This window comes from Sphingobacterium sp. BIGb0165 (genome assembly GCF_024810095.1).
Taxonomy (GTDB): domain Bacteria; phylum Bacteroidota; class Bacteroidia; order Sphingobacteriales; family Sphingobacteriaceae; genus Sphingobacterium; species Sphingobacterium detergens.
In genome coordinates, this window is sequence record NZ_JANUEB010000010.1 from 180,737 (window position 1) to 194,529 (window position 13,793).

At 41.7% G+C, this 13,793-nt stretch carries 14 protein-coding genes and 1 tRNA gene; 7 read left to right on the plus strand and 8 right to left on the minus strand.

Annotated features, from left to right (window positions below):
• Window positions 1–57: 57 nt before the first annotated feature.
• The 7 genes from M2408_RS22290 to trmD all read right to left on the minus strand — a co-directional run bounded on the left by M2408_RS22290 (window position 58) and on the right by trmD (window position 5,310).
• Entirely contained in the window at window positions 58–696 is a 639-nt protein-coding gene (locus M2408_RS22290; protein ID WP_259186750.1) for a hypothetical protein, read from the minus strand.
• Window positions 697–745: 49 nt separating this feature from the next.
• Window positions 746–1,291, minus strand: coding sequence for an RNA polymerase sigma-70 factor (locus tag M2408_RS22295; RefSeq protein ID WP_259186751.1), 546 nt, complete (start codon window positions 1,289–1,291; stop codon window positions 746–748).
• Window positions 1,292–1,325: 34 nt separating this feature from the next.
• Window positions 1,326–2,108, minus strand: a complete 783-nt coding sequence (gene trpC, locus M2408_RS22300) for an indole-3-glycerol phosphate synthase TrpC (protein ID WP_259186752.1) — start codon at window positions 2,106–2,108, stop codon at window positions 1,326–1,328.
• Between the two features lie 15 nt (window positions 2,109–2,123).
• The gene (locus M2408_RS22305) at window positions 2,124–2,696 is read right to left on the minus strand and encodes an aminodeoxychorismate/anthranilate synthase component II (RefSeq protein WP_259186755.1); all 573 of its coding nucleotides are present in this window, start codon (window positions 2,694–2,696) and stop codon (window positions 2,124–2,126) included.
• Entirely contained in the window at window positions 2,683–2,976 is a 294-nt protein-coding gene (locus M2408_RS22310; protein ID WP_259186756.1) for a chorismate mutase, read from the minus strand. Before M2408_RS22310 ends, M2408_RS22305 begins: the two co-directional genes overlap by 14 nt.
• Window positions 2,973–4,376, minus strand: a complete 1,404-nt coding sequence (locus M2408_RS22315; protein WP_259186758.1) for an anthranilate synthase component I family protein — start codon at window positions 4,374–4,376, stop codon at window positions 2,973–2,975. Before M2408_RS22315 ends, M2408_RS22310 begins: the two co-directional genes overlap by 4 nt.
• 256 nt (window positions 4,377–4,632) lie before the next feature.
• Entirely contained in the window at window positions 4,633–5,310 is a 678-nt protein-coding gene (trmD, locus tag M2408_RS22320) for a tRNA (guanosine(37)-N1)-methyltransferase TrmD (RefSeq protein WP_120261795.1), read from the minus strand.
• 84 nt (window positions 5,311–5,394) lie between these two features.
• Here trmD and M2408_RS22325 point away from each other — a divergent pair, with 84 nt between their 5' ends.
• Window positions 5,395–7,026 (plus strand): ABC-F family ATP-binding cassette domain-containing protein, encoded by a 1,632-nt coding sequence (locus tag M2408_RS22325; RefSeq protein ID WP_310447554.1) that lies wholly within the window; start codon window positions 5,395–5,397, stop codon window positions 7,024–7,026.
• A gap of 123 nt (window positions 7,027–7,149) precedes the next feature.
• Window positions 7,150–7,220, plus strand: a tRNA-OTHER gene (locus M2408_RS22330).
• 84 nt (window positions 7,221–7,304) lie between these two features.
• Here the strand turns inward: M2408_RS22330 and M2408_RS22335 are convergent.
• On the minus strand, window positions 7,305–7,538 hold the full coding sequence (locus tag M2408_RS22335; RefSeq protein WP_259186762.1) for a hypothetical protein: 234 nt from the start codon (window positions 7,536–7,538) through the stop codon (window positions 7,305–7,307).
• 81 nt (window positions 7,539–7,619) lie between these two features.
• On the opposite strand from M2408_RS22335, the gene M2408_RS22340 reads away from it, so the two are divergent.
• The 5 genes from M2408_RS22340 (at window position 7,620) to M2408_RS22360 (ending at window position 13,783) form a co-directional block, all read left to right on the plus strand.
• On the plus strand, window positions 7,620–9,131 hold the full coding sequence (locus tag M2408_RS22340) for a gluconokinase (protein WP_259186763.1): 1,512 nt from the start codon (window positions 7,620–7,622) through the stop codon (window positions 9,129–9,131).
• Window positions 9,132–9,147: 16 nt separating this feature from the next.
• On the plus strand, window positions 9,148–10,470 hold the full coding sequence (locus M2408_RS22345) for a gluconate:H+ symporter (RefSeq protein ID WP_259186764.1): 1,323 nt from the start codon (window positions 9,148–9,150) through the stop codon (window positions 10,468–10,470).
• Window positions 10,471–10,699: 229 nt separating this feature from the next.
• Complete coding sequence (locus tag M2408_RS22350; protein WP_259186765.1) at window positions 10,700–12,175, plus strand: YgcG family protein; 1,476 nt, start codon at window positions 10,700–10,702, stop codon at window positions 12,173–12,175.
• Between the two features lie 164 nt (window positions 12,176–12,339).
• Window positions 12,340–12,945, plus strand: a complete 606-nt coding sequence (locus M2408_RS22355; RefSeq protein WP_259186766.1) for a CDP-alcohol phosphatidyltransferase family protein — start codon at window positions 12,340–12,342, stop codon at window positions 12,943–12,945.
• Window positions 12,938–13,783 carry a phosphatidate cytidylyltransferase gene (locus M2408_RS22360; RefSeq protein ID WP_259186767.1) on the plus strand — a complete coding sequence of 282 codons (846 nt, stop codon included), beginning with the start codon at window positions 12,938–12,940 and terminating at the stop codon, window positions 13,781–13,783. Before M2408_RS22355 ends, M2408_RS22360 begins: the two co-directional genes overlap by 8 nt.
• Window positions 13,784–13,793: the final 10 nt, after the last annotated feature.

Here is a 13,793-nt window from a genome sequence, read left to right on the forward strand (position 1 = left end):
AATAGCGTGAAGCGGTTGGATAGCATGAGTGTATGGACTAATTGAGGTTTTTCTTATTTAGATGATATTAAATTGTATTTTCAGTTCGTGTTGGATTGTGGGGGCTAAAAAAGTAAGTTCCGATTTGGATATTATTACCTGCTTGCCATTTTTTTGTGGTTTTAATACAAAATATGTTTCCCCATGTTTGAGTTCCTTCTTTTTATCTGTTCCAGAAAAGCTAAATGCAAAGTTTTTTTTGGGAATGAACATCATATTGCCCGAGGTTTTGAATTCTCCAGTATCCGTATTGATCTCAGCCCTTGCATTTTTACCCAAGATGATATTGTAACTATTCTGGTTAATATACTTCAGTCCAGCACTTGCTCTGTTATCAAAGATGGCGGCAGCTTTTTCGGCATCCTTACTGAATTGATAAAAGCCAAAACCGAGTAAAAATACAATACTGGCTGCTATTCCAATATATTTAAAGTTATATTTTTTGGGAGGAACTATTGTTGGGACTTCGGACTGATCAATATGGCTGCTCAGCTCGGCCCAGATATCCGTTTCTAATTTTGTTTTTTTAGTGATGGAAATAGGCAAGGGCTCCGACTCGAGTGTATCATCCAATAACCATTCCTCCACAAGAAGTTGTTCTGCGGGGGAGCATTGGCCTAAATGATATTTCTCTATGAGTTTATGGTCTATTTTCATATGATATACTTCCTGACAAAAGTACAGGATTTCTTTTGTATAGCTAAATTTAGGATATATATTCCGTTAGTTCTGTTTTTAATGTTTTTAATGCCCGTGAAATATGATATTCTACCGCTCGTTCAGAAATATAGAGCTTATGCGCAATTTCCTTGTTGGTGAGCCCCTGTTCTCTGCTCATGCGGAAGACATTTTTGCATTGTTTGGGCAAACTATCGATCAGATTTGATATCTTCTTGGCTAGTTCATCAGCAATCAGCGAATTATCTACGTAATGTTCTTCTCTTGTATTTGAAATATTGTCCAGGTGTTGTTGTCGTGATACTTTATTGCGGATGTATTCAAATGTTTTGAGCTTTACTGATCTGATCAGATACCGTTCCACCTCTATGAGACGAAGCTCTTCACGTCGTTCCCAGAGTGATTTGAAAACATCCTGTACAATTTCCTTGGAATGCTCCTCATCTTTGATACTGCTCAGGCAAAAGGCAAACATACCTTCCCAATGTTGAAGATATATTTGCTCAAAACCTGCTTTATCTATAATAAAAAACTCTTTTTCCAAAATAACCAGTCCCTTGCTTATACTGGGCAAAGATAATCTTATTTAGATTTGTTTTAAATAAAATCTAAATTTCTTTTACAAAATCCTTGATCGCTTTACCCGGATCTTCAGTTTTCATGAAATTTTCACCGATTAGAAAGCTTTGGAAACCAGCCTTTTTCAGTGCTTTAATAGTCGTGGGATCAGAGATTCCACTTTCAGAAACTTTAATATATTCTGATGGAATTTTATCCAAAAGCTCATACGAATGGTTTAGATCTACGGAAAAATCTTTTAAGTTTCTATTGTTGACACCAATGGCATCAATATCCTCGAAAAGATTATCCAAAAGTTCCTGTTCATTGTGTACTTCAAGCAATACATTGAGTCCGATCTGATGTGCATAGGCGGCAAACTCCTGAACTTCTTCTTTTTTGAGGCAGGCTGCTATTAAAAGGATGACATCGGCACCATAAGCCTTGGCCTCAGTAATCTGATATTTGTCAACAATGAATTCTTTACGCAAAATAGGGATGTTAATTGCTTCCCTTGCTTTGGAAAGATCTTCAAGATTGCCCTTGAAAAATTCCCCATCGGTCAGCACAGATACTGCCGAGGCGCCAGCTTCTTCATAAGCCTTTACGACATCTTCGACTTTTGCCGTACTGTTGATATCTCCTTTTGAAGGTGATGCTCGTTTATATTCAGCTATAATCCCTGTTTTTTCAGGATCTAATATAGATTCCCGTAAAGAAAGACAGGCTACATTGAAATAGGGATAGTTCAACAGCTCTTCGAATGGAACTAAGGCCTTCACCTTTTCTACTTCTATTCTTTTTCGTTCAATGATTTTATCGAGTATAGTCATTTTTTGTGTTGAGTATTAAGATAACCAGTTTTCAATTAATTTTTTCCCATTTGTTGTCAGTACTGATTCCGGATGGAACTGCATGCCTCGCACGTCATACTCCGTATGTGTCAGTGCCATGATGATGCCATTCTCGTCTACGGCTGTCACTTTCAGCGTGCTTGGCAATGTCTCTTTGTTCACAGCCCATGAATGGTAGCGTCCTATTTTGGAATCTTTCGGGAAGTCCTGGAATAACTTTTCGGATTCATCAGTGACAATAATGTTGGTAGCAACCCCATGCAGCGGTTTTTCCATATTAAATAGTGTGCCACCAAATACTTCGGCGATTGCCTGCTGACCTAGGCAGATGCCCAATATACTTTTGTGCGGAGCATAGGTGCGGATCACCTCAAGCAATAGACCTGCCTCTTCCGGAATCCCGGGACCTGGGGAAAGAAGTATTTTATCGAATGCTTCCAGATCTTCCAGTTTGAATTTATCATTTCTCAACACTACATAGTCCTGTCCCAACTCCTGTAGCAAATGAACCAAATTATAGGTGAATGAATCGTAATTGTCAATGACGACGATTTTATTGTTGCTCATAGCCTCTTGTTGTATAGTCCTGATTAAAGTAATTATCTATTTCCTGAAATATCGCTTGAACAAATTCCACTGGCAGGTCGAATTTCTTTGCCAGTGTCGCCTGATTGCTGCTGATATTTTTAATAATATGCTGCCCGGTATCGGTATGATCATCCAATACTTTTGCCTTATTGAGATAGGTCTTCCGCAAAGCCAGCAATTCAACGATGCGGTTGTCGATGGTGTCTATCGAAACATTGATATGTTGTGTATTGACACAGTATTCTAATGGTCTGATCATAACGTTTCTGCTAATTGTAATGCTTTTCGCAAAGCAGCTATTTTATTGTTGACTTCCTGAAGTTCCATTTCAGGGTCAGAGTCCAGTACAATTCCACCACCAGCTTGATAGTGCAAGGTGTTTTGTTTACTGAGGAATGAACGAATCATGATGGCATGATTGAAATCGCCATTGAAACCCATAAAGCCAATAGCTCCGGAGTAGAACGAACGTTGCAATCCCTCGTAGCGGTCGATGAGTGTCAATGCCATGTGTTTTGGAGCTCCAGAGAGCGTCCCGGCAGGGTAGGTGTCGCCTACAATGTCGAATGGATTGATATTGTCTTTTAATACCCCTGTTACTTTTGATACCAAGTGGATGATATGCGAGTAATACTGTGGTTCCATATAGGATTCTACTTTAACCTGTGTACAGTGTCTGCTCAGATCATTACGGGCAAGGTCTACCAACATCACATGCTCGGAGGTTTCTTTCGGATCCTGTTTTAGCCTAGAGGCAATCTTTTGGTCTTCCTCCATGTTTCCGGTTCTTTTGAATGTTCCAGCAATCGGGAAGATCGTAGCCTGTTTGCCATGGATGCGCAATTGTGCCTCAGGCGATGAACCGAATAGTTTAAAGTCACCATAATCAAAATAGAATAGGTAAGGCGAGGGGTTAATGGAGCGTAATGCACGGTAAACATTAAATTCATCACCAGAGAATGGTGTTCGGAAGCCTCGGGATGGAACAATTTGAAACACATCGCCACGTTGGATATGTTCCTTCATCTTTTTGACCAATTGGCGATGTTCTTCATCGGTACGGTTGGAACTTTCCTCTCCAGCCAATTTGAACGTATATTCTGGGAAGTTTTTGTTCTGGATCAGGAATTGCATGCGTTCCAGTTCTGACTCTTCATCTTCCAAAAGATGTTCGAAGATATAAAGCTGATTACGGAAATGGTCGATGGCAATCACATACTTATAGACATGGTACTGCATAAACGGTATTTTTCGTGCCGGATCGACAGGTGTCGTCAGTTTGATATCCTCAAAATGTTCGATGCAATCAAATGTAAAGTAGCCAAATAGACCGTTGGAGATTAGGTTCAGTTCGGCTATCGTAGAATCTTCAAAAGAATTCCTGAAATCGGATACCTCCTGACGTAATTCTATTTCTTGTACATTTTTTACAATCCTTTCTTTTCCGGGATAGGTTAATGTTAACTCTCGCTCATCTAGTTGAATCCCTGCTATAGGCTGGCAACAGATATAGCTGATATTGTTGTCACGACTATGGTAGTCGGAGCTTTCCAATAAGAGTGAATTTGGAAAGATATCCCTTAATCGAAGATAAATACTCACCGGTGTTGTTGTGTCGGCGAGCAACTTTCTGCTCTGTGTTTTGAATTTATACTTCATTTTATTCTTTTCTTCGTTATGATAAATTTTATACAAAAAAAACCCGATACTGGTTAGCATCGGGTTTGGAATTTCCACAAATGGTTTTGGTTGATTATGAAATATTATGACAATACCAATTGATTCCCGATGCTTATTGCTTCAGGCCACCACCAATTTGTATTTGTATATCTTCGTGTCATTATTACACAAATTTATAAAAAAAAATAAATAACCAAACTTTTTGTGATAAAAAAACAAAAAATCCCCTTATTTCTTAATCATTTAATAAATCAGGGCGTCGTTCTTGTGTTCTTTTTAGCTGTTGTTCGTCCTTCCATGCAGCAATTTTTGCTTCATGTCCACTGAGTAAAATATCGGGTACTTTGTGCCCTTTCCACTCTGCAGGGCGTGTATAGATCGGTGCATCCAACAATCCGTCCTGAAAAGAATCTGAAAGCGCAGAGGTTTCGTCCGATAAAACTCCGGGGATCAAGCGGATGATCGCGTCTGTAACAATTGCCGCTGGAAGTTCACCTCCGGACAGCACATAATCACCTATAGAGATTTCCTTTGTCACATATATATCTCTGATGCGTTGGTCTATACCTTTGTAGTGACCACAGAGAATCATCATGTTACCTTTTGTCGAGAGCCCATTTGCAATATCCTGATTGAAGGTTTCTCCATCGGGAGTCATATAGATGATTTCATCGTATGTCCGTTCGGCTTGCAATTGTTCAATACACTTGGCGAAGGGTTCGATCTGTAGCACCATGCCGGAGCCACCTCCATAGGGGTAATCGTCCACACTTTTGTGCTTATTTGTGGAGTAATCTCTTAAATTGTGTACATATATCTCCGCGAGGCCTTTATTCTTTGCACGTTGCAAAATAGAGTGTGCAAATGGACTTTCCAAAAGGTCTGGTAGGACCGTAATAATATCAAAACGCATGGCGCAAAGATACACAAAAATGATCCATTGTATATTTATAAGATTGATTCGCTTATCTTTGTGGCAAATTTAAGTGTACATACAGTGATTGACGTAAATAATATTTCTGTTTCCTTTGGGGGAACGACTCTTTTTTCGGATGTATCTTTCTCGATCAATGAGAATGATAAGATTGCATTGATGGGTAAGAATGGCGCTGGTAAATCTACCCTGTTGAAAATTATCGCTGGAGTGGGTAAGCCTACGACAGGTAATGTGGCGGGACCAAAAGATGCCGTCATTGCTTATCTACCGCAACATTTACTGACGCAGGATCATGTGACGGTCTTTGAGGAGACCTTGAAGGCTTTTGAGGAGGTTTATGGGATGCGGGATGAATTGGAGCAGCTGAACGAGCAATTGAATATCCGTACAGATTACGAGTCGGATGATTATATGCAATTGATCGAGCGGGTGTCGGAACTGAGCGAGAAGTTTTATTCGATCGAAGAGGTCAATTACGATGCAGAAGTAGAAAAGGTGTTGAAGGGGCTTGGTTTCGAGCGTTCTGACTTTACCAGACAGACGTCGGAGTTTTCCGGGGGATGGCGTATGCGTATCGAGCTTGCCAAAATACTATTGAAGAAGCCGGATCTGATTTTGTTGGATGAGCCCACCAATCACATGGATATCGAGAGTATCCAATGGCTGGAAGATTTTCTTGTCAATTCCGCCAAGGCAGTCATTGTTATTTCACACGATAGAGCCTTTGTTGATAATATCACCAACCGTACCATCGAGGTAACGATGGGCCGTATCTATGATTATAGAGCCAAGTATAGCCATTATTTGGAATTGCGTCAGGAAAGACGTCAGCATCAATTGAAAGCTTATGAGGAGCAACAACGTTTTATTGCTGACAATCAGGAATTCATTGATCGTTTTAGAGGTACTTACTCGAAGACGCTACAGGTGCAGTCGCGTGTAAAGATGTTGGAAAAGCTGGAAGTTATCGAAATAGACGAAGTTGATACTTCGGCCTTGCGCCTTAAATTTCCACCTTCACCTCGGTCGGGTCAATACCCTGTCATTGTGGAGGATCTTACCAAGGCTTATGATGAGCATGTGGTATTTCATAAAGCCAATATGGTGATTGAACGTGGCGAAAAAGTTGCCTTTGTCGGTAAAAATGGAGAGGGTAAATCGACCATGATCAAAGCGATTATGGGTGAAATAGATTTTGAAGGTACATTGAAGGTAGGGCATAATGCCAAGATCGGTTACTTTGCCCAAAATCAGGCGGCATTGCTTGACGGTGAATTGACTGTTTTTGATACGATCGATCAAATTGCAATAGGTGATGTGCGTGTTAAAATGAAAGATCTCTTGGGTGCTTTTATGTTTAGTGGTGATGACACGACGAAAAAGGTCAAGGTATTATCTGGTGGAGAACGAACTCGTCTGGCCATGATAAAACTTCTTTTGGAGCCGGTGAATGTATTGATCCTCGATGAGCCTACCAACCATTTGGACATGAAGACCAAAGATATTATCAAAGATGCCTTAAAGGATTTTGATGGGACATTGATCCTTGTTTCACACGACCGTGACTTTTTGGACGGCTTAGCAGAAAAAGTATTTGAATTTGGAAATAAGCGCGTGCGTGAGCACTTTGAGGATATCAAAGGTTTCTTGGAATATAAGAAGATGAATAGTTTGAAAGATATTGAACGATAGCATCTAGATCAATGGAGTGTAAATGTATGCTGTAAGTCTATCTCATATAATCATACGTCACAAGTTTTTGTTCAAATCCCGATATTTGCAGTACAGAAATCAGAAACTTTATCTGTAAACGAAGCCTCCTTAGCTCAGCTGGTAGAGCAACTGACTTGTAGCAGTAGGTCATTGGTTCATCCCGATAGGAGGCTCAGTTATAAAAAGCGGCTTTATATATAAAGTCGCTTTTTTGCGTTTTAAACGAAGATTAAATCGAATCTTCAAACTTTTGTCCCTTAATCCCAAAGCGTGTGAAAGATACCTTCCTGATCAATACGTTCATAGGTATGTGCGCCAAAGTAGTCTCGTTGTGCTTGTATAATATTTGTAGGTAATTTTTCCGATCGGTAGGCATCAAAATAAGAGAGTGCGTTTACGTATCCGGGTACGGGTATCCCGTTTGCGATAGCATCTTTCAATACCTGGCGAAACCGTTGTCGGCGATGTATGAGGCGCTTTTCTCGCTTCAATTACTTCGCTGGTATTGAGTCTTTTGTTGTAAACCAACAGATAATCCGTATATTGAACTCTCCTAAACATCAATTTTATTTATGATCATTGGATTAGACATTGGGACATCATCTGCGAAAGCTGTTGCATTTGACTACGAAGGTAACATCTTGTCGCAGCATAGTATACCTTATCCCATATTAAACCCGTCGGAGGGCTGGTATGAGCAAGATCCGGAGATTGTTTATGACGCATGTATTGAGTCTATTGCACATGTAATGATTGGCTTAAAGCAATCTAGTGCCGAGATACCGAAACCCGTATGTATTTCAGTGAGCAGTGCTATGCACGGACTGATCGCTGTTGACTCGGTGGGCAAGCCACTTAGCAATTGCATGATATGGGCAGATCGCAGAAGCGAGGATATTGCGGTTGCCTTGCAGGCAAGTGAGGCGGGCAGGCTGTTGTACCAGCAGACGGGTACACCAATACATCCCATGTCTTTGCTTTGCAAATTAATGTGGATAAAGTCTAACGATCAAAAATTATTTGCTCAGTCGCACAAGTTTATCGGTATCAAAGAATTTCTTTTTTACAGGCTCTTTGGAGTTTATGTGGTCGATCATTCCATTGCATCTGCAACAGGGCTTTTCGACATACATCAGCTAACATGGTCTGAGCAGGCGTTAAGATTGACGGGCATATCGGAAGAGCAACTAGCATCACCAGTTCCGGTCGATTATGTTTTAAATATGCCTAGCCAAGAAATTGCGGCCTTGATGCACATCCCTGAAGATACCCCTTTTGTTATAGGTGGTAGCGATGGTTGTTTGGCTAATCTCGGGGTAGGGGCTATAAGTCCTGGGGTGGCTTCGGTAACTGTCGGTACCAGTGGTGCTATTCGCGTAGCAAGTTCACAGGCAAATCAAGAAAAAAAACAAAGGCTATTTACATACCTACTGAGACCAAATGAATATATAATTGGTGGAGCGGTTAACAATGGCGGTGTATTACGCAACTGGTTTCGGGATAATTTTTTGCATGAATTTAATCAAAAGGAAGCGGATGGAGATCCTTCCGCGTTGTTAAATGCTTTGGTAGACTCCGTCGTTCCCGGGGCAGAGGGCTTGATATTCTTGCCCTATCTAACCGGTGAACGGGCACCACATTGGAATTCCAATGCAAAAGGCGTTTATTTTGGAATACAGTTGCATCATGGTAGGGCGCACTTTGCACGGGCCATGATGGAAGGGATGTTGTTTGCAATTTACAGTGTAGGAATCGCATTAGAGGAGAACACCGGCCCCATTCATACGATCTTTGCAAGCGGTGGCTTAGCGCGTTCATCGTTGTGGGTGCAAATGCTTGCAGACATTTTCAATAGACCTGTATTCACCAAAAATACGGTAGAAAGCTCTGCATGGGGAGCGGCATTGATAGGCTTGGAAGCATTGGGTATACATAGGGGTGATCTTACCGTAAAAAACAAGCAAGCGGAGGGAACACAAAATACCGAGCGCTATTACAAACCGAGTGCGGAGAATCACGCCGTATATATGAAGAATTTCCGGAAATTTGAACACCTGTACCACATATTGGAAGGTGAGTTTTAACTAGCTATAAATTATTATGCCTCTAATCATCGTTATTTTGGGAGTAGCTTTACTGCTTCTTTTGGTCACTGTCATCAGGTTAAACACGATCTTTTCATTACTGATAACTTCTGTTGCGGTCGGTTTTGCTATGAATATGAACGCCATGGATATCCTTAAATCTGTTGAAACCGGAGTGAGCAGTACCATGGGCCAGTTGGCACTTTTGTTGGCTTTCGGGTCTTTACTGGGGAAGTTGATGGCAGAGGGTGGTGCTGCAGAAAAGATTACGACGGTACTCACAGCTGTATTTGGCAGAAAGAACTTGCCTTGGGCCATGGTTCTCACAGGCTTTTTAGTAGGAATTCCCTTATTTTACAATGTCGGTTTTATTGTCTTAGTACCGTTTGTTTTCATGGTATGTGCTTCCAATAAAATGCCCTTGCTTTACGTAGCTATTCCATTGCTGGCAGCGCTGTCCGTGACGCACGGTTATTTGCCACCACATCCGGGAGCTACGGCCATAGCGCTTGCCTACAATGCGGACATAGGTTTAACAATGGCCTATGGCGTTGTTGTGGCAATTCCTGCTATAATTATCGGTGGACCACTCTTTGGCAGGATGCTTAAGCGTATTCCGACCAACCCACCGGCCGAGTTTTTTCCTGAACACAATCAAGCAGATAGGGGAGAGCTTCCCGGATTTGCAATTAGTATATTTACAGGGCTGTTTCCAATACTTTTAATTGCTGTTGGTTCATTTTCACATCTACTATTCCCAGAAGGCTCCGCTTGGCTGACGGCACTACGTTTCTTGGGTGATCCGGTGGTGGCTTTAATGATTGCATCGCTAATGGCAATGTACACGATGGGTATCCGCCAAGGCAAAAGTTTGCGGGAGCAGTCAGCAAGTGTGGAAGAAGCAATTCGCGGGATAATGATGATCCTTTTTATCATTGCAGCATCAGGCGCCTTCAAGCAAATTTTGGTAGATAGTGGTGTAGCGAACTACATCGCTGACCTAACCGCAGACCTTAGTTTGTCGCCTCTTGTGCTTGCATGGTTAATAGCCGGTATCATTCGCCTGGTTATCGGTTCGGCTAGTGTTGCTGGGCTCACGGCAGCGGGCATTATGCTTCCCATTGTGCAGGCAGGAGATGTTACTCCCGAATTAATGGTGTTAGCGACGGGAGCGGGTAGTCTCATGTTCTCACACGTCAACGATCCGGGGTTTTGGATGTTTAAATCTTATTTTGGAGTGAGCATGAAGGATACGTTTCGCTCATGGACGGTGATGGAAACGCTCGTTTCTGTTATTGGATTGATCGGTGTCTTGATTTTACACTGGCTTGGTCATTGATAGCGATAAACAGGCCCGCGTACGGTGGCTGTAGCTCAACAAAACGATTATATAAAGTAATTGCTAGGATACATTAATAGAACGGAGAGTCTCAAACGAATATTGAATTATACAGGCCCATAATCGGTTGATTATGGGCTTTTTTTTGATGGAAACCTTTGTTTGATTTTTTTTTCTTAATATCGTGACAATGAACCAAATTTTGTTGTTTGAGTTATTCTAAAAAAATATGCATAGATCACATCAACTCTATATCTTCCTTTTACTTTGGCTAAGCAGCTGTTTAAATGCTGTTCCGGTATTGGCACAGTATACTGTCGATAATGTACCTAGTCCGAAGCAGAAAGGGCAAGACTATTTTGTCTCCAATCCGGATGGCATCTTGTCATCGGGTACCGTCGCTGAACTGGATGGTCTATCCACACAGATCGAAGCAGCTACCAAAAGTGAGTATGCCATTGTATTGGTCAATGACTATGTCGGTGACAGCGATTTTGAATTTGCACTTAAACTATTTAATACCTGGGGTATCGGCAAGAAGGGGAGTAACAATGGGCTATTATTGTTTATTGCCAAAGATCGGCGGGAATATCGTTTTATTACGGGGTATGGGATGGAAAGTACATTGCCGGATGCCTATTTAAAGCGGATCGGTGAGAAGTATCTGGTGCCTAATTTTAGAGACGGAAATTATGACCAAGGAGTTCTTGAGGCTTCACAGTTTATCAAAACCATTCTAATGTCGCCTGATAGCAAGGCTGAATTGGAACGGCTGATGCCTGAGGCAACTCCGATCTGGAGCTTCAGCAGTCCTATCCTGCGAAATTCACTTTTGGTGCTGGCTTTATTTGCTATCTGTTATATCTGGTTGGGTGAGGTGACCCGCGCGATAAAAGGGCAACTGACCAAGAAAAGTAAGTATTTTCCACCACTGGTCAGCGGCTGTGGTTGTATGGGGATGTTGATGTTTGCCAGTGTATTTATATGTGCTTTTGCATTGAACAACTTTGAAGTCGTTTATCAATGGAAGAACCTTCCTTACTTTATTTTTATATTTGGCAGTATTACATTGGCGATGAAATATAATGCGAGTCGTACGCAGATTGTCAATTCTTATCGCGATGAGGAGAATATCCAGCAAGCCTTACGTAAATTTCGCATTTGGGGACTTGTCCCTTTATTGCTAAGTCCTTTGGCGTTGTTTGATCTTTTTGGGATAAATAAGCGGATTCGAAGGAATGAGCTGCGGCTGACCCCTCCGGATGGTTCTGGACGCTGGTTACGGATGAATAAGGATGATGTATCTATTCGAGAAAGTGCTTACCTGGATCAGGGACAACTCATGGAGGAGAAAATTGGTAGTCGATCTTATGAGATTTGGGTAGATCAGACAAGCAATGAAACCAAGTTGGTTCCCTGGGATGAAAACGCGGGGTACATTGATTGTCCTCAATGTCATTACCGTACGTTTGAAACGGGGCTTTCACATACGATTCGATCTGCAACATACAGTTCGCAGGGCTTGGAAGAACGTTTTGATAAATGTAAGAACTGTGGCCATCGCGTATCCCATGGTGAGCATACTATACCTGTTAAAGTGCGGTCTTCATCGAGCAGGTCTGGTGGCGGTGGATCCAGTAGTAGCGGCGGTGGAAGTTTTGGTGGTGGTTCTTCAGGTGGTGGAGGCGCAGGCGGGCGATGGTAGTTCGTGATTTAGGGGCAAAAAAAAAGGTTTTCAATCGGGGAGAATGAAAACCTTAAATAACCAATTATAAACCTAAATTATGATGATACAAATATAGTGTATTTTTTACACTATCAAAAGTTTTTTTTAAAAAAAATAATAAAAGTAAGCTATATAGCGCATATATGATTTCTGTTTATAAATTAAAACCAAAGTTTCAGCAGTTATTGATGCCGATTCTGACTTTCTTGCATCGGAAAAAGGTGACAGCCAATCAGATTACTATTGGCTCGATCGTTTTGTCTTTGGTTATTGCAGTATTGTTTTGGTATGCTGACCGGATGCCAATTTTGTTCTTGGCATTACCGATCGGTTTATTATTGCGGATGGCCTTCAATGCATTGGATGGCATGATGGCCCGTCTTTTCAATCAGACAAGTAAAAAAGGGGAAGTCTTGAATGAAGTAGGCGATATTGTCTCGGATGTCCTGATCTTTTTCCCCTTGCTGAAATTTCATCCCGAGAGTTTATATCTGGTAGTATGCTTTATTATGTTGAGTGTCATTAATGAATTCTGTGGTCTCATTGGAAAAGTTGTCGCCAATGATCGTCGGTATGACGGGCCGATGGGGAAAAGTGATCGTGCACTGCTGCTCGGCGTATATGGTATTTTGAGCTTGTTACAGATCTCGATAACGACTATTTCCGTCTATATTTTTGCTATGCTATGTTTGTTATTGGTCTTGAGTTCGATAACGCGATTGAGAAAGGCATTGGTGGTACATGAGTGAAGTATCCAATCCGAAGGACAAATTTGCTGACGTACCTGTCCGAGTTAGAAGCTGGGGGTACATTGTACTGGTACTGGCGATTGCTTTCGTTCCGCAAACAATAGCATTGCTGTTTGTTTCCTGGCTGACGTTTCAGGGCATGCGCGAATTTATGAAGATGTTTGTGCCCAATTTTAGTTTTGCGTTGCCTTTTGCTATTGTAGCTGGTTTATTGCAGCTGATCCTTTTAATCTACTGTTCATATAGCGCCTATCTATGTTGGGCGACACTATTGTGCATAGGGATTGGGCTGTTTTTCCGGTTCAGACAGAAAACAGCGGTAGGTGCTGCTATCGGAATGACCTTTGGAGCGGCTGCCTGTCTGCTTGCATTCAGCCAGCTGGCCTTTATCCGGGCAGTAGAAATCAATCAGGATGAGCTGATGGGATTACGGCTTGTGGCCTATATCATCGTTTTAACGGAATTGAACGATGTATTCCAATACCTAATGGGTAAATTCTTTGGTAAGCGAAAGATCGTTCCGCGTATCAGTCCAAACAAAACTGTTGCCGGATGTATCGGTGGTATCGGGCTGACGGTAATTTTGAGTAATATCTTGGGCTATCTGTTGTTGCCATTTGGGGATTTTATCTGCTTTTCGTTGCTTGGTCTGCTCTTTGGTTCTTTAGGATTTTGTGGTGATGTGCTTTTCTCCTTTTTGAAACGCAAGACGGGAGTCAAGGATACAGGTACATTAATCCCCGGACATGGTGGATTACTGGATCGGATAGATAGCTTGGTGTTTAATGCACCTGTTTTTTATGGTTTGATTTGTTTGATAGAAATGACGAATTTGTAAGTAAAACCAG

Excerpts from the sequence above, each read along its gene's own strand:
- M2408_RS22290 (WP_259186750.1), bottom strand. The coding sequence starts at position 696 with ATGAAAATAGACCATAAACTCATAGAGAAATATCATTTAGGCCAATGC.
- trpC (WP_259186752.1), bottom strand. The coding sequence starts at position 2,108 with ATGACTATACTCGATAAAATCATTGAACGAAAAAGAATAGAAGTAGAA.
- M2408_RS22305 (WP_259186755.1), bottom strand. The coding sequence starts at position 2,696 with ATGAGCAACAATAAAATCGTCGTCATTGACAATTACGATTCATTCACC.
- M2408_RS22310 (WP_259186756.1), bottom strand. The coding sequence starts at position 2,976 with ATGATCAGACCATTAGAATACTGTGTCAATACACAACATATCAATGTT.
- M2408_RS22315 (WP_259186758.1), bottom strand. The coding sequence starts at position 4,376 with ATGAAGTATAAATTCAAAACACAGAGCAGAAAGTTGCTCGCCGACACA.
- trmD (WP_120261795.1), bottom strand. The coding sequence starts at position 5,310 with ATGCGTTTTGATATTATTACGGTCCTACCAGACCTTTTGGAAAGTCCA.
- M2408_RS22340 (WP_259186763.1), top strand. The coding sequence starts at position 7,620 with ATGATCATTGGATTAGACATTGGGACATCATCTGCGAAAGCTGTTGCA.
- M2408_RS22345 (WP_259186764.1), top strand. The coding sequence starts at position 9,148 with ATGCCTCTAATCATCGTTATTTTGGGAGTAGCTTTACTGCTTCTTTTG.
- M2408_RS22350 (WP_259186765.1), top strand. The coding sequence starts at position 10,700 with ATGCATAGATCACATCAACTCTATATCTTCCTTTTACTTTGGCTAAGC.
- M2408_RS22355 (WP_259186766.1), top strand. The coding sequence starts at position 12,340 with ATGATTTCTGTTTATAAATTAAAACCAAAGTTTCAGCAGTTATTGATG.
- M2408_RS22360 (WP_259186767.1), top strand. The coding sequence starts at position 12,938 with ATGAGTGAAGTATCCAATCCGAAGGACAAATTTGCTGACGTACCTGTC.